This window comes from Bifidobacterium goeldii (assembly GCF_003951095.1).
In the GTDB taxonomy this organism is placed as follows: domain Bacteria; phylum Actinomycetota; class Actinomycetes; order Actinomycetales; family Bifidobacteriaceae; genus Bifidobacterium; species Bifidobacterium goeldii.
In genome coordinates, this window is sequence record NZ_QXGL01000001.1 from 607,696 (window position 1) to 629,393 (window position 21,698).

Annotated in this window: 22 protein-coding genes; 9 read left to right on the forward strand and 13 right to left on the reverse strand. The window is 53.9% G+C overall.

The window, feature by feature from the left end; all coding sequences use genetic code 11:
- Positions 1-115: 115 nt before the first annotated feature.
- The 9 genes from D2E25_RS02700 to D2E25_RS02740 form a co-directional block, all read right to left on the reverse strand.
- Positions 116-952 carry an NUDIX hydrolase gene (locus tag D2E25_RS02700; RefSeq protein WP_241216987.1) on the reverse strand — a complete coding sequence of 279 codons (837 nt, stop codon included), beginning with the start codon at positions 950-952 and terminating at the stop codon, positions 116-118.
- Between the two features lie 57 nt (positions 953-1,009).
- Positions 1,010-1,654: an SMC-Scp complex subunit ScpB gene (scpB, locus tag D2E25_RS02705; RefSeq protein WP_125979468.1), complete on the reverse strand. Its 645-nt coding sequence runs from the start codon at positions 1,652-1,654 to the stop codon at positions 1,010-1,012.
- Positions 1,651-2,550 carry a segregation and condensation protein A gene (locus D2E25_RS02710; RefSeq protein ID WP_125979863.1) on the reverse strand — a complete coding sequence of 300 codons (900 nt, stop codon included), beginning with the start codon at positions 2,548-2,550 and terminating at the stop codon, positions 1,651-1,653. Before D2E25_RS02710 ends, scpB begins: the two co-directional genes overlap by 4 nt.
- Positions 2,551-2,573: 23 nt before the next feature.
- Positions 2,574-3,413, reverse strand: a complete 840-nt coding sequence (locus tag D2E25_RS02715; protein ID WP_125979865.1) for a ParA family protein — start codon at positions 3,411-3,413, stop codon at positions 2,574-2,576.
- Between the two features lie 202 nt (positions 3,414-3,615).
- On the reverse strand, positions 3,616-4,548 hold the full coding sequence (gene xerD, locus D2E25_RS02720; protein ID WP_125979469.1) for a site-specific tyrosine recombinase XerD: 933 nt from the start codon (positions 4,546-4,548) through the stop codon (positions 3,616-3,618).
- Between the two features lie 195 nt (positions 4,549-4,743).
- The gene (gene rplT / locus D2E25_RS02725; RefSeq protein WP_125979470.1) at positions 4,744-5,127 is read right to left on the reverse strand and encodes a 50S ribosomal protein L20; all 384 of its coding nucleotides are present in this window, start codon (positions 5,125-5,127) and stop codon (positions 4,744-4,746) included.
- 45 nt (positions 5,128-5,172) lie between these two features.
- Positions 5,173-5,367, reverse strand: a complete 195-nt coding sequence (gene rpmI, locus D2E25_RS02730) for a 50S ribosomal protein L35 (protein WP_125979471.1) — start codon at positions 5,365-5,367, stop codon at positions 5,173-5,175.
- Positions 5,348-6,076 (reverse strand): translation initiation factor IF-3, encoded by a 729-nt coding sequence (gene infC / locus D2E25_RS02735; protein WP_125979472.1) that lies wholly within the window; start codon positions 6,074-6,076, stop codon positions 5,348-5,350. The genes rpmI and infC overlap by 20 nt, the downstream gene beginning before the upstream one ends.
- A 321-nt stretch (positions 6,077-6,397) precedes the next feature.
- Positions 6,398-8,170: a spermidine synthase gene (locus D2E25_RS02740; protein WP_241216947.1), complete on the reverse strand. Its 1,773-nt coding sequence runs from the start codon at positions 8,168-8,170 to the stop codon at positions 6,398-6,400.
- A 104-nt stretch (positions 8,171-8,274) separates the two neighbouring features.
- Here D2E25_RS02740 and D2E25_RS02745 point away from each other — a divergent pair, with 104 nt between their 5' ends.
- The 3 genes from D2E25_RS02745 (at position 8,275) to ybaK (ending at position 10,974) form a co-directional block, all read left to right on the forward strand.
- Positions 8,275-9,012: a thiamine diphosphokinase gene (locus D2E25_RS02745; protein WP_125979473.1), complete on the forward strand. Its 738-nt coding sequence runs from the start codon at positions 8,275-8,277 to the stop codon at positions 9,010-9,012.
- Between the two features lie 222 nt (positions 9,013-9,234).
- On the forward strand, positions 9,235-10,293 hold the full coding sequence (gap, locus tag D2E25_RS02750) for a type I glyceraldehyde-3-phosphate dehydrogenase (protein WP_125979474.1): 1,059 nt from the start codon (positions 9,235-9,237) through the stop codon (positions 10,291-10,293).
- Between the two features lie 174 nt (positions 10,294-10,467).
- A complete protein-coding gene (gene ybaK / locus D2E25_RS02755; protein WP_125979475.1) occupies positions 10,468-10,974 on the forward strand; it encodes a Cys-tRNA(Pro) deacylase in 507 nt (168 codons plus the stop codon).
- 116 nt (positions 10,975-11,090) lie between these two features.
- Here ybaK and D2E25_RS02760 read toward each other — a convergent pair whose 3' ends face one another.
- Positions 11,091-12,071 carry a 4-hydroxy-3-methylbut-2-enyl diphosphate reductase gene (locus D2E25_RS02760; protein ID WP_125979476.1) on the reverse strand — a complete coding sequence of 327 codons (981 nt, stop codon included), beginning with the start codon at positions 12,069-12,071 and terminating at the stop codon, positions 11,091-11,093.
- Positions 12,072-12,320: 249 nt separating this feature from the next.
- On the opposite strand from D2E25_RS02760, the gene D2E25_RS02765 reads away from it, so the two are divergent.
- Both D2E25_RS02765 and D2E25_RS10875 read left to right on the forward strand, forming a co-directional pair.
- Positions 12,321-13,277: an aldose 1-epimerase family protein gene (locus D2E25_RS02765; RefSeq protein WP_125979477.1), complete on the forward strand. Its 957-nt coding sequence runs from the start codon at positions 12,321-12,323 to the stop codon at positions 13,275-13,277.
- A 113-nt stretch (positions 13,278-13,390) separates the two neighbouring features.
- On the forward strand, positions 13,391-13,465 hold the full coding sequence (locus D2E25_RS10875; protein WP_003817083.1) for a 50S ribosomal protein bL37: 75 nt from the start codon (positions 13,391-13,393) through the stop codon (positions 13,463-13,465).
- Between the two features lie 115 nt (positions 13,466-13,580).
- On the opposite strand, the gene D2E25_RS10650 is transcribed toward D2E25_RS10875, so the two are convergent.
- On the reverse strand, positions 13,581-13,979 hold the full coding sequence (locus D2E25_RS10650) for a hypothetical protein (RefSeq protein WP_241216948.1): 399 nt from the start codon (positions 13,977-13,979) through the stop codon (positions 13,581-13,583).
- Positions 13,979-14,734: a sigma-70 family RNA polymerase sigma factor gene (locus D2E25_RS02775; protein WP_338142117.1), complete on the reverse strand. Its 756-nt coding sequence runs from the start codon at positions 14,732-14,734 to the stop codon at positions 13,979-13,981. Before D2E25_RS02775 ends, D2E25_RS10650 begins: the two co-directional genes overlap by 1 nt.
- Before the next feature lie 65 nt (positions 14,735-14,799).
- Here D2E25_RS02775 and D2E25_RS02780 point away from each other — a divergent pair, with 65 nt between their 5' ends.
- Together D2E25_RS02780 and D2E25_RS02785 are read left to right on the forward strand one after the other, a co-directional pair.
- Positions 14,800-16,392: a UDP-N-acetylmuramoyl-L-alanyl-D-glutamate--2,6-diaminopimelate ligase gene (locus tag D2E25_RS02780; protein ID WP_125979478.1), complete on the forward strand. Its 1,593-nt coding sequence runs from the start codon at positions 14,800-14,802 to the stop codon at positions 16,390-16,392.
- Positions 16,393-16,486: 94 nt separating this feature from the next.
- Entirely contained in the window at positions 16,487-17,485 is a 999-nt protein-coding gene (locus D2E25_RS02785; RefSeq protein WP_125979479.1) for a lipid II:glycine glycyltransferase FemX, read from the forward strand.
- A gap of 144 nt (positions 17,486-17,629) precedes the next feature.
- Here D2E25_RS02785 and D2E25_RS02790 read toward each other — a convergent pair whose 3' ends face one another.
- A complete protein-coding gene (locus tag D2E25_RS02790; protein ID WP_125979480.1) occupies positions 17,630-18,847 on the reverse strand; it encodes a DegT/DnrJ/EryC1/StrS family aminotransferase in 1,218 nt (405 codons plus the stop codon).
- Positions 18,848-19,081: 234 nt separating this feature from the next.
- Here D2E25_RS02790 and D2E25_RS02795 point away from each other — a divergent pair, with 234 nt between their 5' ends.
- Together D2E25_RS02795 and D2E25_RS02800 are read left to right on the forward strand one after the other, a co-directional pair.
- The gene (locus D2E25_RS02795; RefSeq protein ID WP_164514678.1) at positions 19,082-21,028 is read left to right on the forward strand and encodes an RICIN domain-containing protein; all 1,947 of its coding nucleotides are present in this window, start codon (positions 19,082-19,084) and stop codon (positions 21,026-21,028) included.
- Between the two features lie 33 nt (positions 21,029-21,061).
- Positions 21,062-21,682 (forward strand): hypothetical protein, encoded by a 621-nt coding sequence (locus tag D2E25_RS02800; protein WP_125979482.1) that lies wholly within the window; start codon positions 21,062-21,064, stop codon positions 21,680-21,682.
- Positions 21,683-21,698 lie beyond the last annotated feature (16 nt).

Genomic DNA, 21,698 nt, shown 5'->3' on the forward strand with positions numbered 1-21,698 from the left:
AATTCCTCTCTATTGGGCGAAACTATAGACGTTTCGCACACAAGGAGTCACCATAGCACTACTTATAGTCACAATGACTATAAGTGTTTGCATTAGCGAGAGATACTCAATAATTTCAACGTTTTGGAGTATCGGTCATCAGAGGCCCTAGCGCATCATCAGGGTCATCTCGCCGAGTGCCGCTCGTCATCGACAGTGCCGAATCTGGAGTCATACTCCAACGTTGCTCCCCCGGAACTGGCACATACCGATACGCTGCAGCAGGCCGCTGACGGCCTTCGCGCACTTTCGTACCAGTCTCTTCAAGACGCCCACTCGCCAACATTCGACGGCGGAAGTTCGCCAAATCAATATCCTCGCCAGTCACTGCTTCAGCCACATTATGCAACTGACGCAACGTGAATTCTGGGCCCACTAGTCGCGTTACCAAATCAGGATATTCAATACGCTCACGCAACCGTTGCAAAGCATGATCAATAATGGCCCGATGATCAAACGCTAATGGCGGCAACTCATCTTGCGCAAACCAACGCACATTATCACTGGGCGCAAAATCACGCGTTTCTGCACGCCCCACCAACGCCCAATACACAATCGAGACCATTGGCAAACCGCCGTGAGAACGTTCAGGACCGCCAAACGTATGCAATTGCTCAAGATACGCTGGATGCAAATCAGTAGTAGATTCCAACGCCAAATACGCCGAGCGTTCCAACGACAAATCCGCGCGCAATCCCCCACCAGGCAGCGCCCAATCACCTAAATATGGTTGCTTAGTACGGCGCACCAGTGGCAACCACAATCGCGAACGCCCTGACGAATCCGCGTCATCTGCGCCACTATCCGAATCTGTCTTACCTGGTCCCAACGCCAAAATAACCACGGATACGCCAACCTGCGGAGGCCGGCGACGCCGTTCACTCACATTGCCAACAACGCCACTAATCGTCATGCTGCGCTCATCGAACGCAGTATCATCGCCATATTCCATCGTCACTTGAGTCACCTGTCACTCCTGCGATTCCCACGCATTATCAAACGAAGCCTCTTGCTGCGCTTGCGCTACCACTGCACCCGCAGAATCAGGCAAAAACGGTGCCAATGAAGGCAATTGATCCAACGAATCCAATCCCATCTTCTCAAGAAACACGGCAGACGTTACCAACAGTGCAGCACGCGACTCCTCATCTACACCTTCCTCGCGCACCAAACCACGAACCATCAGTGAACGAATCACACCATCAGAATTCACACCGCGAATCGCAGCAATCTGCGCGCGCGTCACCGGCTGCTTATATGCAATAACCGCCAATGCTTCTAACGCCGCCTGCGAAAGCCGAGCACTCTGACCATCGGTAACAAACGCAGCCGTTACCTGTTCAAACGCTGCACGGCTCGCATACTGCCATCCGCGAGCGCTATGGCGCAATTCAAAACCACGATGCTCATCGTCATACGATGCACGCAATGTTGCTAGCGCGTCATGCACTTCTTGCTCATTCACGTGAAGAATACGCGCTAAATCAGCCTCCTGTTGTGGCTGATCAGCAACCATGAGTATCGCTTCCAAACAAGCGCGCAAACCGCCAGGGAACGCATCTACTGCGATGCCGTCATACAACGCTTGTGCTCGTGCTGTTTGCTGGCTACTCATGCAAAATCCTTCTCGCTTATATTCACACTCACACTACTCGTATTGTCGGTGCCACTGGTTGCATGAGCAATGTCAGTTCCGTCATGGTCAGCGGCATGCACCCATCGCACATATAGTTCTTCGAATGGCCCGTTTTGTCTCACTTGCAGCGCTCCTTGTTTGAAAAACGCCAGCACTGCGAGGAACCGTGCCACAATCTCAAGACGCCCGTGAGCATCCTGCGTCAACTGTGCGAAGGTCATCGAACTACCAGATGGCAATGCGCGCAATCGGTCGCGCACAATCGCGGCTTGCGCACGCAAATCCACCAACGGTACATGCAACTGGTGTAATGAAACTTCATCAACCGGCGCGTTGGTGAACACATGAGCTGCAATACGTGCTAAATCCTGCGGCCCAAGCGTCCATACCAATTCGGGAAGCATCGCCGTAACTGCTTCATCTACGGCAGCTGGATGCGCAAAGCGACCGGCGTTAGCCGCTAATCGCGCACGGAAATCCACTGACGCTTGCTTGAATGCGCGATACTGCAATAATCGTGCGAACAGTAAATCACGTTCGCGCAATGCCTCAAGGCTTTGCTCGTCTCGTGTCTCATCAGACTGGCTTGGCAGCAATGCAGCACTTTTTGCTTCAACCAGCACTGATGCTACGTCGATAAACGCGCTCGCCTCCTCCATATTGTGCGTAACATCCATGCCGCGCACATACGCGAGGAACTCCTCGGTAATAGTTGATAGCGATACTTCGGTCAGTTCAAGACGACGGTTAGCGATCATGCTTAACAGGGCGTCAAACGGCCCTGAATACACGTCAAGATCCACTGAAAACCCTGAGCTCAATGAGCTCACGTCCGGCGTATCAACTGCCGAAGGTACTCCCCGCTGGCCTAGCATTCCAGCTATTGCGGGGTTCTCGCTCATGCGACAATACCGCGCGCCACTAGTTCGCGCGTTACCTCACGATACTCTTTTGCAGTCTTGTGCCCAGGCGCAAAAATCGTAATAGGGGCTGCGGCGACGGTGGCATCTGGCAGTTTAATCGAACGAGAAATCACCGAATGGAACACTTTATCTTGGAACGCCTCGTAAATGCGCTGTAGCACTTCCTCGCAGTGCAGTGTGCGCGTGAACATCGTGACTAGCACGCCGTACACTTGCAAATTCGGGTTGATACGCGACTGCACTTTTTCGATGGACTGCATGAGGAGAGCTACACCGCGGAGTGCGAAAAACTCGGCAGCCACAGGAATGATCACGCCATCTGCAGCCGTAAGCGCATTCACAGTGAGCAAACCGAGCGACGGCTGGCAGTCAACGATAATGACATCGTATTCGTTCTTCAGCTTGCGTAGTACGCTTGCGAGAATTTGCTCGCGACCAACTTCCGTAACCAACTGCACTTCTGCGGCCGACAAGTCAATATTGGCAGGCATGACATCAAGATTGGCGAATGCAGTGTGCTGCACAATATCGTGCGGGTCAACCGAAGGGTCGAACAGCGCCGTATACACCGTGTTTTCTACCGCATTCGCATTGATGCCAAGGCCCACGGTAGCAGCGCCTTGCGGGTCAAAGTCAACAATCAGTACACGGCGACCATACTGGCTGAGTGCGCCAGCAATGTTAATAGAGCTAGTAGTTTTACCAACGCCACCCTTCTGATTACACATGGCGATAACGCGCGCGGGACCATGGTGATCCAATGGTTCGGGCGCGGGGAAAGTCTCATATTCTCGTCCAAGCAAATCAGTAGGCATGACCTCTACCTTATCAATATCCACGTCGTCCTGTGGAGCAACGACATACGTTCCAGCCATCGGCAGCGTGCCCTGTTGTGCTCCGCCGTCTTGCGTGCGCCTGTCACGCCAGTCGCCCATTGCTGCCTCATTCCGCCGTCGGAAAAATCTCCGTTTCCACCTTACTCGCGGCCGCACCCAGCGCAGCCAATGCGAAGCCTAATCATCGGGCTCTTGGATGCGACATCAAATATGCTTCAATCAAATGCTCTGGGCTCACATGCGTGTAAATCTGCGTTGTAGTTACCGATGTGTGGCCAAGCAGTTCTTGCACCGTGCGCACATCAGCGCCACCTTGAATCAGATGCGTGGCGAACGAATGCCGTAGCGTATGCGGGTGTAATGGTCGATCGATGCCAGCGCGGCGGCCGGCTGCTTGAACAATCAGCCAAATCGACTGTCGTGAAATACGCTGACCGCGCTTGTTTAAAAACAATGCGCGGCGCTCTGGCACTGCTGCTTTCGAGCGCGCTTCTAATTGAGCGCGTGGCCCTTGAAGATAGCGGCGTACCGCGGCACATGCGTAACTGCCAATCGGTACTAGTCGTTGTTTAGAACCTTTACCCATGAGACGAGCCACATGCTCGTCATCAAGGTCAAGATCGTCAAGATTCATACCAGCTGCCTCAGAGACACGGCAACCGGTTGCATACATGAATTCAAGCACTGCTTTATCGCGAAACGCTACCGGGTCATCGCAATCAGCACTAGGCGTAGCCGCATCTAACAGGCGAGCGGTTTCGTCAACGGTCAGCACTTCAGGGAGCGTAGAGGCGCTCTTTGGAGCTTTAACATGGGCAGAAACATCATCTGTTACCACATGTTCGGCAAGCGCAAAACGATGCAATTCGTGTAATGAGGCAAGTCGGCGAGCTTTCGAGCGCGCTGATTCGCCTGCAGCGTCTAGAGCAGCGACATAATCTTCAATATCACTGGTACGAATATCAGCTGGATGATCAATACCGCGTGCGTGCAACCATCCCACGTATTTGGCGATATCAGATTCGTATGCTTTCACCGTGGCATCAGCAAGGCCACGTTCAATCGCAATATGCGCAAGGAAACGCTCACGGAGCGTGTCGAAATCATGTTTCATATATCTCTCACCTCACATTGCGTTGTGGAAAGCCTAGCAACATACGAAGAAACCCCGCCATTAAGCGGGGTTTCGTTCAGTCAATCAGTCCAATGGGCTATTTGTTTCGCGCCTGACGCGCTTCACGCGCCCTTCACAGCTGCCCAAATTGCAGCTGCTCACCTCGGCTACTCACAGCCCACTGGGCTGTGAGTTTCACGCCTCGGCAGGAGCGTTGACGTCTGCAGGCAGAGCGGCCTTGGCCTGCTCCACGATCGCCTTGAAGGTCTCCGGGTCAGAGACAGCGATCTCAGCGAGAGCACGACGGTCCAGCTCGATGCCAGCCAGCTTCAGGCCCTGGATGAAGCGGTTGTACGTGATGCCTTCAGCGCGGGCAGCAGCGTTGATGCGCTGGATCCACAGCTTGCGGAAATCACCCTTGCGAGCCTTACGGTCGCGGAAGTTGTAGGTAAAGGAGTGCAGCAGCTGTTCCTTAGCCTTGCGGTACAGGCGGGAACGCTGACCGCGGTAGCCGGACGCCCTTTCGAGAACGACGCGACGCTTCTTGTGAGCATTAACTGCGCGCTTGACACGTGCCATGATGTATTCCTCTTTCTATCTAACGGCTCAATGGTGCTCGGCGAATCAGATGCCCAGCAGCTGCTTCATCTTCTTGGACTGTGCCGGGGCCAGAACCTGGTCGGCCTTGAGGGCGCGACGCTTGCGAGCAGACTTGTGCTCGAGGTTGTGGCGCATGGACGTGCCGGCCTGCATCAGCTTGCCCTTGCCGGTGACACGGACGCGCTTGGACGCGGCGGAATTAGTTTTCATCTTCGGCATTGCTGCCCTCCTTGGTTGAATTCTTCTTCGTGGAAGTCTCGGAGGAAACCGCAGACATGGCTTCCTTGGCGGCCTGCTGCTGTGCTTCCTGCTTGGCGGCCAGACGAGCAGCCTGGCGAGCCTGACGCTCCGCACGCGACTGATCACCGCGACGGCGCTGCTCGGACTGGGTGTGCACCTTCTTGCCCTTGGGCGCCAACGTCATGATGATGTTGCGACCCTCCTGCTTCGGTGCGGATTCAATGCTGCCGTACTCCTCAACATCGGCTGCAAGTCGACGCAGCAGTTCAACACCGCCGATCGGACGGGACTGTTCACGGCCTCGCAGCATGATGGTGACCTTAACCTTGTCACCACCGCTCAGGAAGCGCGTGACATGACCCTTCTTCACTTCGAAGTCATGATCGTCGATCTTCAGACGGAAGCGGATCTCCTTGATCTCGGCAGTGCTCTGGTTGCGGCGCGCTTCACGAGCTTTGATCTTCTCGTTGTACTTGAACTTGCCGTAATCGATGAGCTTGGCGACAGGAGGCTTCGCATTGGGCGCCACCTCGACAAGATCGAGGTTCGCTTCCTTCGCCAGGTTCAGGGCGACCGAGGTCGCGATCACTCCCACCTGCTCGCCGTTTGGGCCGATCAGGCGTACCTGCGAGACGCGAATCTCGTCGTTGATACGTGGTTCGTCGCTAATGATGACTCCAATCCTCATATTCTCCCGGGCGGCCTTATCCGTAACCATTCATGAAGTCATAAGTTCATGGCATGCCAATATGCGAGCCGAAGAGTAATCTCATCAGCAAACACTGAATGGTAACGCTTTCGCGTGCATTCGTATCGCACTACCAATGCATATCTCATGCTTGGCAAAGGCTTATGCCTTGAACCCGAAACCATGAAGGGCTTCCAGGTGGGGCGTACCCGCTTTCTTGATTTCTCAAGCCTTGTAGATAATACCACATGGCACGCTCCGGGCGTGTCGCAGACAATACATGCAGCACAGGCACTATGCAGACCGTCGTGCCTGTGCCCACTACTGTACGGATTTCAGCAACCCGCCAATGCCTTCACGTTTGAGAAGCTCACGGTACGGCCCTGCTTCCTGGGCAATCAGTTGATCAATGGCTTTCATACCAAGTACTTCAACCGGTGCACGATCGTCGGTGAGAATGAGCCTGCGATCGCCAGTATCATTCGACGGGTCACGAACCGCTGTCATGCGCTCAGCAACATCCTCCATGTATTGCGCAAGCTCTTCATTTCCAGTGCGTCGCAGTGTCGAATCGCGCAATGCATCAGCTTGTACGTCTGCATACATGGTGCTGGTCACCGGCTTACTGATTGTGGCAATCTGGCCAATTGAACGCTGTGAATCATCACACGCACCGTCTTGTGTGGCGAATTGCTGACGTTCTGCAGCAGTTGGCGCTTTAGCGAACAGTTCACGGTTTGTTGTGCCAGGCACGTCAGCAGTGTATGTCGTGCCTACTCTGCACGCACCATTAAACGCATTAGCAATAGTCGCCTGCAATGATTCGTTGATTGAGCCAGCACCGTCAGAGATCATGTTCATGTTGACAACCATCACACCGCCGGGGTTCAAATGCCGCCGCACCATCGAGAAGAACTCGTCGGAACTCATCTGGAATGGGATCGTGATGTCTTGGTACGCATCAACCATGATCACGTCGTAGGTATCTGTTGCAGCGGACAGCCATGCGCGCCCGTCGTAGGTGGAGACGGGGATGTCGGCCGGCTCGTCGAAGTATTCTGCCGCCAGATCGGTGATCTTCTGGTCAATCTCGACGCCGGTCACCTTCATATTCGGGTAATAACGCTTCAGCTGGCGCGCATACGTGCCGGTACCCATACCCAAAATCAATGCAGAACGCGCATGATCAGCGAGCGCCGGCGCCGCAAGCGCTGTGTCGTAATACATACCCGTCAACCCTTGGTTTTTCATCGTGACTGACTGCACGCCAAACAGCACGTTGGTTGACAGAATCGTGCGGTCGGAAAGGTTCTTGACCTGCAGATAGTTGTAGATCGACTCACCTTCGTACGCGATAGCGCTGCGATTCTCCCAGAAAGCGAAACCGGTCATCGGCGAGAGCACAGCGGAAACAACAAACACAACAGCTGAGACGACGCACACAACGATACGAATACGCGAAGCAATGAAGTACGCCAGTGCGAGCGCTAGCAACAAACCAGAGAAAATCAGGAACGTTACAAACGTACCAACGGCAGGAATGGTTACAAACGTGGGCAGGAATGTGCCAAGGATTGAGCCGACAGTATTGCATGCGGACAGTCGGCCGACAACAGACGCATTGTTCTCCAGCGAATCGGTCGCGAACTTGTTCAGGCCAGGCGTAACGGTGCCAAGAAGAAACAGCGGCGGCACAAAAATAATCATGCAGCTAATAAATGCTGCGATGATCAAAAAGTTCGTTGACACGGTGACGATCAGCAAACCGGACACAAGAATAATCACATATTTGCCCACGAGTGGAATGAGCGCAATCCATACTGCAGCAATGAGAATACGCAAGTACAAGCGGTCAGGATTAGGGTCTTTGTCAGCCCAGCGTCCGCCGAAAAGCGCACCGAGAGCAAGCGCGATCATAATCGTGCCGATAATAATGGTCCATACAATCTGCGAACTAGAAAAATACGGGGCAAGCAATCGCGACGCACCAAGTTCCGCAGCCATCACGCCCATACCTGAGAAGAACTCGGTGACATAGAGGAACAGTTTCGACTTCAAGATTGGTCGTTCTGATTGCACATCCACTTTCGCCATAGTCTCCCCCGCCTTGCGCATTCACCGGTATGCTGCGAGCCTACACCACTGTGAGTCATGCTGCACTGTCCACAAATCTGCAGGCGAGGCGTACAGTGGTGCGCATGAGCGAACAGACTTGTGTAATTTTCGCGGCTGGCGAATACTACGGGGACACGCCGATAGTGCCAAGCGGCGCACTGGTCATTGCTGCGGATGGCGGATTGGACCATACGCGTGCGTTGGGTATTGAAGCAGATTTTGTGATCGGTGATTTTGATTCGTTGACCAGTAGCGTGCCGCATGGTTCGAATACGTTGCGCCTGCCTTCGCAGAAAGATGACCCCGATCTGCTATCAGCGCTCAAAGTTGGCTGGAATCGCGGAGCGCGCCAGTTCCGCATATATGGCGCATTAGGCGGACGAATCGACCATACTATTGCCAGTATTCAGTTAACCGCACTGCTCGCACAGCATGGCGGTGTTGGTTTTCTTTATGGCGATGGCATGATTGTCACTGCGGTTAGCGATGCGCGACTTGATTTTGCAGCGCGCCATGTGGATAGTACTGGCGATGCGAGAGCGCGCATGGTGTCAGTATTCGCGCATTCGAGCGACGCGCAGGGGGTCAGCGAGCGCGGATTGAAATATGAGTTAACGGATGCGACGCTGACAAATACCATTGTGCAAGGAGTCAGCAATGAGCTTCTTGATGAGCGTGCAGCATCCATTGATGTACGTCAGGGCACGCTGATTGTCACGTTCCCCTCCAGTGAATCTTTGCCACGTATTACTCGTCATCATGCTTTCACTGGAGATCTGGGCGCGTTAGATACCACCGTGTCTTCCGCATTGGCGGTATGACGCGCGCAGTATTCGTACAGGATTGTTTTCCCGAATACCCCGAATACCCCGAATACCCCGAATACTACAGATGTGAGCGTTAACGAAACTTTTGGTGAATCATGCCCACGGCTTGAGCGGTGACGTTGCCCTCGTACAGACGGCGCATTACAGTAAGAGTGTTGGTAAACAACGGCGTGGTGCGTTCGCATGCGCCACTGCCACCCTACAAGGGAGAATTACATGACAGTTAAGATTGGTATCAACGGCTTCGGTCGCATCGGTCGTCTCGCCTTCCGTCGCATTTTCGAGCTGCAGGCTCGCGGCGGCCAGGCTGGTGACATCGAAGTTGCCGCCATCAACGATCTGACCACTCCGGCCACCCTGGCTTACCTGCTGAAGTACGATTCCACCCACGGTACCTTCCGTCACGACGATGGCACCCCGGTTGACGTGAAGGCCACCGAGGACTCCATCGTGGTGGACGGCAAGGAATACAAGGTCTACGCCGAGAAGGACGCCAACAACATTCCGTGGGTCAAGAACGACGGTGTTGAGTACGTGCTCGAGTGCACCGGCTTCTACACCTCCGCTGAGAAGTCCCAGGCTCACATCAACGCTGGTGCCAAGAAGGTTCTGATCTCCGCTCCAGCCAAGGATGACGTCACCCCGACCGTCGTGTTCGGCGTGAACCACGAAATCCTCAAGGCTTCCGACGTGATCGTCTCCGCCGGCTCCTGCACCACCAACTCCATGGCCGCCATGGTCAAGCTGCTGGACGAGAAGTTCGGCATCCGCGCTGGCTTCATGACCACCATCCACGCTTACACCGGCACCCAGATGCTGCTCGATGGCCCGCGTGGCACCAAGACCGGCCGCAACCTGCGCGCTGCCGCCATCAACACCATCGCTCACTCCACCGGCGCTGCTAAGGCTATCGGCAAGGTCGTTCCGTCCGTGAACGGCAAGCTGCAGGGCCACGCTCAGCGCGTCCAGGTTCCGGATGGCTCCGTCACCGAGCTGACCACCGTCCTGAACAAGGAAACCACCGCTGACGAGATCAACGCCGCGTTCAAGGAAGCCTTCTCCAACACCGATTACTACGGCTACAACGATGAGGGCATCGTTTCCTCCGATATCCTCGGCGACACCCACGGTGGCGTGTTCGACCCGACTCAGACCGATGTGAACAACATCGACGGCCTGACCCTGGCTCGTACCGTCTCCTTCTACGACAACGAGTACGGCTTCACCTCCAACATGATCCGTACCCTGCTGTACTTCGCTGAGATCTCCGAGTGAATGCATGCGGGTTTGCCCGCAATGATTCACGACTAGCTCGCGATAACGCATAGTAAGAAGCCTCGAAGCGTAACAGCTTCGAGGCTTTTGCATGTTTACTCACCTCACCTCACGAGCTGCCGCATATCGGTGGCGCAATATCGTTCGGTGACTCTTCGGCTTAGGATAATGGGCATGGCTAAGAAGAAACATGAGAAAGGCGCAGGTTCCACGCCGGCCACCGTGCAGCTCGAAGCCGCTGGCGTGCCATTTACCACGTACGAATACGAGCATTCCAACGATCACATGGATGACGGGTACGGTGTTGAAGCCGCAACCAAGCTCGGCTTTGACGAGCATCAGGTATTCAAAACACTCATGGCTGATACCGGCTCTGAGCGTGTGGTCGGCGTAGTGCCAGTCAGTGGGCATATGGATTTGAAAGCGCTCGCTGCTGCTGTTGGAGCAAAGAAAGCAACTATGGCCGATCCGAAAGTTGCTATGCGTGAATCCGGCTATGTTGTTGGCGGTATTTCACCGCTTGGCCAGCGCACCAAACATAAAACTGTGCTTGATGAATCCGCATTGCAATTCGATCAGATTCTTCTCTCCGGAGGCAAACGCGGCTTTTCTGTAGGCGTCAATCCCAACGATCTGCTCAAAGTACTTGACGCCGTCGCCGCTCCGATCGGCACTTGGTAATCTACCGCGCCTGCGAAGGCTACCGGCGGAGCTCCGCCAGCTGAGCCGTTAAGCAGAAAGCCCAGTGGGCTTTTTGTAGGCGAAGTGAGCAGGCGCGCTACAGGCGCCTGCGAAGGCTACCGGCGGAGTTCCGCCGGTAGCACGAAATGCATATTCTCTTTAATCGTTTCCACTGTGGTCACATCAGTGAACCCTTGGGCTTTGAGTGCATCGATTACTCCCGCAACGAGTTCGTCGGGCACTGATGCTCCGGAGGATACGCCAACGGCTTCGACACCGCCAAACCATGCGGGGTCGAGTTCGTTTGCATCGTCAACACGATGTGCTGTGCCACGTTGAGCTAACGCATCTTGCGCTACTTCCATCAAACGTACTGAATTTGATGAGTTTGCTGATCCAACGATCACCACACAGTCGGATTGTTCAGCAACAAGTTTGACGGCAGCTTGACGATTCGACGTTGCGTAGCAAATGTCAGAGCTTGGCGGCTCTTCAATCCATGGGAAGCGATCTTTGAGTGCTGCAATCGTATCGGCAGTTTCATCCACGCTTAACGTGGTTTGGCTGAGCAGTACCAGTTTCATATCCGGCGTGAAGTCAAGCTGTGCAACATCATCAGCGTGTTCAATAAGATGTACGTGTTCGGGGCTCTCCCCTACCACGCCAACGGCTTCATCATGGCCTTTATGCCCGATGTACACGATTTCATAGCCCGCGCGCACAAACCGCAATACTTCACGATGTACTTTGCCTACTAATGGGCAGGTAGCATCAACAACATGCATGCCTCGGCGGTCCGCTTCAGCTTTCACTGTTGGCGACACGCCGTGTGCTGAGAACACAATCGGAATGCCAGCTGCAGCGGCCACATCTGGAATTTCAGAGAGTTCTTGAACAAACACCGCACCTTGCTGAGCAAGTTCTTCTACCACATGCTTGTTGTGTACAATCTGACGGCGAACATACACTGGCGGCAGTCCATCGGCACGTGAACGTGTACTATCCGCGGCTTTAAGAATCGTGCGCACCGTGAGAATCGCTCGATCCACGCCAGCGCAAAATCCGCGCGGGTCCGCCAATACGATGCGTTTGGTCATCCGTTTCACCTTTCACGTCTATCGCATGCCGTCTGGCTTTGTCTATGCTCCACACCACTGTAGCGAGCCTTATACCGAAGCGAACACGAGAGGCAACAATTTCGCCCGTTTTATCACGTGATTCAGTTGAGTGTCTCGCATGGCGGCGTTATCTTGCGCGCTACACTGATATGGTAGCGGCAACGGTGTTAGCGGTAACACAACGTTGTCGAACACATAGACACCCTTCATCTCAATGGAGTGATACACATGACGAATAACATTCCGCCGCGCACCGGTCAGCAGTATTCCATCTCCCACGGCGACTGGTCGGCGGTGATCACCGAACTGGGCGCAACGATGCGCAAGATCACCTATCAAGGCAAGAACGTCATCGTGCCGCTTGGCCCCGATGATCCGGTCACCTGCTGCCATGGTCAGCTGCTCGTACCGTTCCCGAACCGTATCGAAGCGGGCACGTACACGTTTGAGGGCACAACGTACACGCTGCCGATCGACGAGCATGATCGCAATACCGCTATTCATGGCTACGGTTACCGCTCCTACTGGAAGCTCGAGGAACTCACTGAAAACTCCGTCACGCAGTCGTGGCGTGTACCATTCCTGCTCGGTTACCCGTTCGACGTGATTGTGACGGCTAAGCATGAGCTTGATGATGACGGCATGCATGTGACCGTGAGCGCCTACAATAACGGCGATGTGGATGCTCCGTGGGCACTGGCAATCCACCCGTGGCTCGATAACGGGTTCAACGGTTACGGCGATGAAATTGACGGTCACAATGCACAATGCCATCTGACCGTGCCGGCTAACACGCACGTTACTGTGGATGAGAATCTTATTCCGACCGGCACTGAGCCAGTGGATGGTACGAAGTATGATCTGCGCGATAATCCGCTGCTGACTGGCCAGCCGTTCGACGACGCGTGGACTGACGTGCATCACGATGCTGATGGCACGACGACCGCCACGTTTACTCGCCCTGACGGCCTGCAAATCACGGTTGGCGGCGATGAGACGATTACTTCGTTCCAGGTGTGCACGGGTACTGGCTTCCCCGCGAACCAGCACCCGGCTGGTACTGCTGTCGAACCGCAAACCGCGTATGCTAACGCGTTCAATACTGGTATTGATCTCATCGCAATTAAGCCAGGCGAGACGAGCGAAACGAAGCTGTTCATCTCTGCTCGCCAACTAGAAGCATAAATCAGCGTCGTATTACCGGCTGCTAGAAGTGAAAGGCGGGACGCGACTTGCTAACGTCTCGCCTTTATGCGATAATCCCCAAGGCTTATCAATCGTACGAAAAGGAGTCCATCATGGGCATGCGCGGACGCAAGCGCAAGGATCGCCGCAAGAAGGCCGCCAACCACGGCAAGAGGCCAAACGCCTGATTCTTGTCGATGACGTTACACACGTCATCAGCATATAAAACCCCGATATACAGCGATTATCACGCCATATATCGGGGTTTTTCATATGTTCAAATTGCTCATCGAGCAACAGCTCTCAGCTGCAACAGGATCGTGAACAACTACCATCACAGCGAGGATTGCCGCACGGGCAGCCTGTCGCTGTTTCAATATCGCCATCGCACTGGTTTTCACCACAACACCGATCCAGCGTGTCGCGCAAACGAGTCAGCAGACATTCCGGCGCCTCTTGTGGGCGCAAATAGGCGCGCAACGCTCGAATCATCGCCTTTTCGCGCGCGTCACAGCACGATTCAGGGTCAAAACACTCACCTGAATCCATAGGCACCCACTGCGCGCTGACACTAGAGCCATCAGACACATCCGCGTTTACATCCACCGTCGTGATACGCACATCCGTATGAATTACCGCACCGTCAGGCGTCCGCCGGGTGATGGAGATACGACCGTGCCGTTCTACAGGCTCGCCCATCATCACTCCTTTCCCGTATCGGCTGCCTTACCACTGACAGCTCGCCGTGTAGCATTCGTAGCATGCGACGCAGCAGACGTACGTGTCGCACTGCTCGTCATGCTTTCCGTATGTTCATTATGCCCATTATGACCTGCACCTGCACGGTTCGCGGACGGTGAACCGTAGCCACGTTCTAACGCGTATGACGCAAGCTCACGTTTTAACTGTGCGCGCGCACGATTGAGTCGGCTCATCACCGTACCAATTTTGACGCCTTGCTCGTCAGCAACTTGCTGATATGACTTACCATCAATCGCTGCGTCAATAAACACTTGCCGCCGTTCAGGAGACAAATGCGCGAGCGCCTTCATAATCTCCTCAGGTGCAAACGCATCCAAATATTCCTGCTCAGCTGACTTCAACTCTTCTGGCGAATGTTCAGATGCTGCGTAAATATCCCAGTCATCATATTCGCCCGTAGAATCGTTAGCTCGCTGCGGGCGCCGTTTCGCTTTCGCATACTGGTTAAAGTATGCGTTGCGTTCAATGGTGGTCATCCACGCTTCGAAATTAGAGTCAGGGTTAAATGAGTCAAATGCTTTAAACCCGCGTTCAAACGTGTCTTGCACAAGATCTTGAGCATCGTCAGGATCATTGGTGAGTTTCATTGCCTGACGGTATAACGCGTTTACCGCAGGCATGGCAAGCCGTTCAAAGCGCGCGCGCTTCTGCGCTGTAGTCTCGCTCAATGTCTGCTCGTCAGTCACGCACACCATTGTAGGCGGCGCGGCAACCGTGCTTGTACAATAAGGGACGGATTTGTTAGGAAAGGTGCTACGGCATGACACTCACTTTGGCGTCGGCGACGCAACTGCTTAAGGAACACGGCTTGTTGCGCGAGATCATTCGACGTGACCATTGGACGCTTGATCCGCATGATTTCGATGACTGCGACACGGCGTTCGCAGCAATCACCTATGACACTCGTCAGGTGAAAGCTGGCACGCTGCTATGCTGCAAGGGCCGTTTCAAAGCTGAATACTTGCATGGTATTGATGAAGCTGGCCTTCAAGCATATGTGGCAGAAACAGATTTTTCTGGCGAAACTGATGCTCCAGGACTGATTGTGAACGATGTTCGCCGTGCTATGAGCTTGCTGTCTGCACAGTTCTATGGTCGCCCGCAGGATGAGCTGACTGTTGTTGGTATCACTGGTACTAAAGGTAAGACTACGACCGCGTACTTTACACAGGCTGTGCTCAATGCGTATAGCGATGGTCATGCGGCGCTCTTCTCCTCGGTGGACAACTGTTTGGACGGGCATACGTACGTTGAATCTGATTTGACTACGCCTGAATCAATGGACGCATTCCGCATGATGCGCGAGGCTGTTGATAACGGTATGAAATACCTTGTGATGGAGGTTTCCTCGCAGGCATACAAGGTGGAGCGCGTCTATGGGCTTACGTTTGATGTGGCGGCGTTCCTTAACATCTCCCCTGATCACATTAGCCCGATTGAGCATCCTACGTTTGAAGATTACCTGTACTGCAAGCGTCACATTATTGCTAACTGCCGTTCGCTAGTTTTGGGTGTTGACGCAGACCATGCGGATTTGTTGCGCCAAGATGCCGCGGCTGCCGGCGTACCGGTGACGACGTTCGCTTTGCGTAACGATTCCCTGTACACCGCCAGCTCTGAAACTGACAATGATTCAGCTGACGCTGATCATACTGTTGCAGATTTTGTTGCTCGCCCTGCTAATGAGGCACATAGCAGCTACCATATTGCGGCTGATAACGCTGATCTTGGTGCGTTTACGCTCGCACTGGATGGTGACTTCAACTATGCGAATGCAGCAGCCGCACTGGCAATCGCGCAGGCTGCTGGCGCAGATCTGCACGATGAACGTGTGTCGCATGCGATGACAACCGTCCGTATCGCTGGGCGCATGGAACAGTTCCGTGATCCGCAGTCGAATACGCTTGCCATCGTCGATTATGCGCATAATTACGCGTCGGTCACCGCACTGCTCGACTTTGTGTATGAGCGGTTTGGTGAGCAGCATCCGCGTATCACGCTGGTTACTGGTTCGGCTGGCAACAAAGCGTATGATCGTCGCAAAGAAATCGTTGAAGCCGCGCAGGATCGTATTGCAAACTTTATTTTCACGGCTGAGGATACTGACAGCGAACCGTTTATTGATATCTGCATGCAAATGCAGGGGTATATTACCAACGATGCTGTTACCTCAACGGTGATTTCTGATCGTACGACCGCTGTGACGAACGCTGTCTACGATGCGCGCGCGCATGCTGACCAGTTCAACATTCTGCTCATTATCGGTAAGGGCGATGAGCGTTGGATTAAGAATCATAACAAGCATGTGCCGTTCGAAGGCGACGATCATATTATCGAGCGCTTGTTCGCCTAAACGCGAGTACACCCGCACATCCGCACATATTGCTGCCGACGTACGCTGCAGTCGGCAGCGTGAAACTATTAGGATTCGTAAGGAACATACAAGCATGATCACGTTGGAGAAGTCCGATTACCCGCAGATGGAACAGGCTGCGTCTGATGCTGGAGTGACGCTGCCTATTGAGCAAACCGGAATCTGGGCGCGTTTTCAAGCGGATATTCCCGGTCGTACCCCGTGGGGCGTGTATTTGATCAAGCGTGATGGCGATATCATCGCGTTCATCGCGTTCATCGACATGGAGACGCACGGCTATCATTACCTGCGTTCGATGCACGGCCCGGTCTGGATCACCAAGCCGGATGAGGCTGAGGAGCGCGAGACGATCGACGCGATCGCTAAAACCGTGCACGAGGCCGACCGCCGCGTGGCGTTCATTCGCATCGATACTTGGTTCACTGACGGCACCGTGCCGGTACTGTCCACCGTGCCGTACGACCAGACTGTAGTGATCAACGTGACCGGCGGCGATGACGAGATTCTCGCCCGCATGAAGCGCCGCGGCCGTCGCGATGTGCGCAAGGCCCTGCGCGAATGCCCGGCCGAATGCGCTGATGAGACCGCTGAGGCGATCGCCGATTTTGCGGAATACTACGATGTGATGGTCGAGACCGGCAAGCGCGATGGCTTCACCCCCGCGCCGATCACCGATTACTCCGATATGATCAAGGCACTTGGTGCCGATCATTGCCGTGTGTTCGCCGCACGTATCGACGGACGCGTGGTTGCTTGGTCGATTGTTACGGTCAATGGCACGCACGCGGTGCGCTACTATGCCGGTATGCGCAACGATGTCATGCGCCTGCATGTCACTGACAAGCTGCTGTACACCGAATGCTGCATCCTCGGCTCGCAGGGCATTACCGAATACGATCTCATGGGCATTGGCTCTGATTTAGCACCAAGCCTGAATGGTCTTAACGAGTTCAAGTGCAAGTTCACCGAGGAAATCACCCATGTGGCTGCCGGGCGCGATGTGCCGATTAAGAAGGCGTTCTACAGTACGCTGAAGCTTGCAAAATCCGTTAAGGATGGGCTGAAGAAGTAGTCTCAGCTCACGTGCTATCGCGAGTTCATATGGTGAAGTCCCTGATCTTCATTTCGAAGGTCAGGGACTTCACTTTTTCACCATACAGTGGCAATTGTGTGCTGCACGGGTTTCTTGATATCTTCGCAAAGATCTGCGTCAATATCAGCGCGTATTCAACACTGCTTCGATAATCGTCTGCGTTCGCGCACGCGCAGTCTCACCAGCGCCGAGTTCAGTTGGCAAACACAATGCGGTAGCAACGAGGCGATCGCTCACCGTTACCGTGGAGCGATCTAGCGTATCGAGACCGTACGCTGCCGGGTCGGTGACTCCGGGGAACAATTCCGGCCGATACCAGCGTTCAGCATAACCTCCTGCAGCGCGCACAGCGGTGATAATGCGCTCAGCAGCCTCGGTGTCACGAGCGAACAGGGGGAAGCGCAGCAACGGCTGTGGGCCACCGGCAGTTACGACACTCGGCATCGTCACATGATCGCACTTGGAAAACGCTGTACGATACGCGTCTACAATCTCGCGGCGGCCAGCCTCGTTGGTGTCAAGGGCTTTGATAGCGTGTTCGGCCTGTGCGGCGATCCACGGGGTTACACTCATCGGCTGCGAGGCCAGCCCACCGCGGCGCTCGACGTCGGCGATTGGCGGCTCATACCAGCCAGCGCGCGTCAAAACACCGCGGAGGCGCCCGCCAAGGGAGCCAAGCCGCGATAGCACACGATTCTCGTTGACGTAGATTTTCGTAACAGTATCCACATGCTTCGGAGGTTCGGCGAGCGCAGCAAACCCGCGTCGAATTGCTTGGTCAAGTTCAGGATCGCGCTTTGCGAGATGCGGGTTTACCCATACGGCGCCACCGAATCGGGTCGGCAGAATCTTTTCCACGCCGAACGAGTGCACAGAGACGTCGGCCAGCGGCTCCCCTGCTTCATTGTGTGCCATACGGGTAGCGCAATGCGCGCAATCCTCGACCAGTAGCGCATTGAGCCCGTTCGTGAAGTCGGCCAACCGTCGGGCCTCTTCGGAGGCGATCGCGCCAAAGGTGTGTTGCAGCATCACAGCATGAATCTGCTCGTCAGCGCCGACGCGCAGCGAATCGATAGCATTGGCGTCGATCGCCATCGTATCCGCATCAACATCCGCATATCGCGGCGTCAGTCCTGCGACGATAATCGGATCAACTGCCGTGCAGCAAGTGAACAGCTGCGTAATCACCGATCCGGCGCCGCGCGTGGCACGCAATGCTTCGAACACAATCTGCATGCCATACCGCGCTTTAAACACAGGAAACCAGTCACCCGCATTCGTCCCCGTACGCTCAGCTAACGCTTTTCGCAAGTTTTTGAATCGTCCATCATCGTTTGCCATTGCTTACGCCTTCCATCCAATCGGCTGTCAGCCGCCGTTCCCACACACATTCCAATGCCACATTACTGTATCGCGTCATTGCTTCTCCAACCTCCCTTCGAACATGAGATAAACGACACCCCCGATGTCTGAAACATGGAAAATGATTTACCATTACTGCAGATGTGAAGGGAGATTATCATGCAACGACGCTCATACCATCGGTTCCCACAACTGCGTAAAACTGTTTGCGGTATGTCAGCAGCGACATTACTGATCACATCACTATGTATGCCCACAACGATCGCATTTGCAGCCGAAACCGGTTCAACCTCCCCTGAAACAACGAACAGTATCACCAGCGACGCAACAGCCGCCACAACGCCAAGTAACAACGCATCATCCTCGGCACCAGATACAACCGCAAACGATAGTTCAGAGGAACCTCTCGCTACTAATGAGCAGCAGACCACGCCCGAAGCTGATTCATCAACCGATCAGTCCACTGAACAATCATCTCAATCCACGGAACAATCACCATCTCATTCCGGTACGTCCACACTTCCCCCTGAGAAGACCGGTCCTACATATACGGTTGAGTATCTTGATGCACTGGCCGAAGCAAATAAAGATCTCATCAATGAAGGTGAGTACACGATTTCTTCGGCATTGGCCAGTAACTTAGTACTTGATGTGTCCAATGGCAGTACTGACAACGGCGCAAATGTGCAAATATACCAAGACAATGCTTCCCCAGCGCAGCGATGGAAGGTAACAAAAGACGATAAGGGCTATCTGACGCTCACCAACGAGGGATCCGGCAAAGTACTGGATATACTCTCAGGAAACAACCAGTCTGGCGCAAACGTTCAGTCGTACGCATCCAACAATTCACGGGCGCAGAAATGGATCGCTATCAATTCAAATGGACGTATTATTCTACGCTCCGCACTCACTGGCGATTACCTACTGTCATTGGATGTATTCGACGGACGCGCCAAATCCGGTACCAATGTGCAATCGTATGCCGATAACGGATCGCGTGCGCAACAATGGAATTTTGAAAAAATCATCGATATGACGCCCCAGGTTCGAGCATATTGGAATCAACATCTTCGTCTTGGCAGGCCAACACAACCGGCTGAAACAACAACTTATGGTTTGCGCCAAACGTTCCAGCACGGTGCGGTATACCAATGGACCAATGCCAATAACAAAGTCCTAGGAGTCGCCGGTGATATCTATGCAAAATACGCATCACTCGGCGCAGAAAACGGCATTTTAGGAATGCCGCTCGTCAATGAAACAACATTGCGCGGAGGCCATTCACAGGCGTTCCAAAAAGGAGAAATACATCAGTCCGCTGCAGGAACGTTCTTCACACGAGGAGATATTCAAAACTATTGGGCCGCACATGGATGGGAAAACGGATGGCTTGGGTATCCCACTAGTGATGAAGTCACTGGTTTACGTGACGGCGGAGCTTCGCAACGGTTCCAAGGCGGTACTCTATTTTGGTCCACCGCATCAGGCGTCCACAGTGTCAGCGGCACTTTTCTTGGCGATTATGCAGCACGCCGCTACGAGGCCGGAGATCTCGGCTACCCCGTCAATGATGAGCATGATTGGAATAAAGGTCTAGCTCAAGACTTCCAGCATGGCACATTGTTCTGGAATGGTTGTGGTAAGAAAGGATGGCAGAATCCCGCCCAATACTTCCAAGTGAGTTCATGTGATGTGGGTGTACCCGCCAATGGCAAGTTCGGATATGCTTCGCCATCACGTATCACAATGAATGCAACGCGCGATCAAGCAATCGAAGCAATGATTAGCCGTGCCTACGATTATCTCGGTACGCGTTATGTGTGGGATTATGCATTGCAGCCGGGTGTTGGCGTTGATTGTGCTGGCTTGGTAATGCAGTCACTATACGCGGCAGGTATGGATTTGCATGAGTACAATCCATCGAATCATTGGTACGATCCGTGGCATAGTCATGATGCAAATAACATGGCTGCTGACAGCCGTTTCATGCATGTGTCATTAAACGATCGTCAACGCGGTGATCTGATCTATTGGCCCGGACATATCGCGATCTATCTCGGCAATGATCAGATTATTGAGGCGAACGTGCCAACTGTACGTATCAACAGCCTGTGGGCGTACGGCGCGCCTTCCGGTGCGCTGCGTCCGTTTGTCTGATTGAGATCGTCTGCAAGGAAGAAGGATTCCATCATGAACGCAGCACAACATCACTCGTCAGGCCATCCATTGAATCGCACTATTGTGATTATTATTACTGTCGTCGTAGCAGTACTGGTGGTCGCAGGCATCGCATTCGGCATACTCACACATAGTCGTTCCGCTCAGACTGCCACTAATCCAACAACCAGCGAGCAGCAGAACAACAATAACAATTCAACATCTACGAGTAACGATGACACGGCAAAGGATAATGACGATAGTCAGCAGATCGATGGTGACGATCAATCCCAATCCAATCAGCAAGACCAGCCGGGTCAGCAGCAGTCGACATCAACCGACATTCCAACTGTGCTTCAGCAAGCCGACTCAGCATGCAACCCGCATACCACGTTCAATGCAGAAAACCCCACTCAGGAGTCACTAATTGTCGATCAAGCGACGCGATCATTAACCCTGATGTCCGGCGCACAATCCAACTTCACAACCTACGATTGCATCGCAAAGCAACTGCAGATTCCTACTGATGTGACCGCCGAAATTGAATCAAAACAGGACCAGCCTGATCAGAAAAGCTTTACTTGGAATGGTCTCACCGGTACTTGGAGCTACAACGTTAACAGCGGGTTGCAACTCTACATCGTTGGGCAGTAAACGAACGAGCATCATA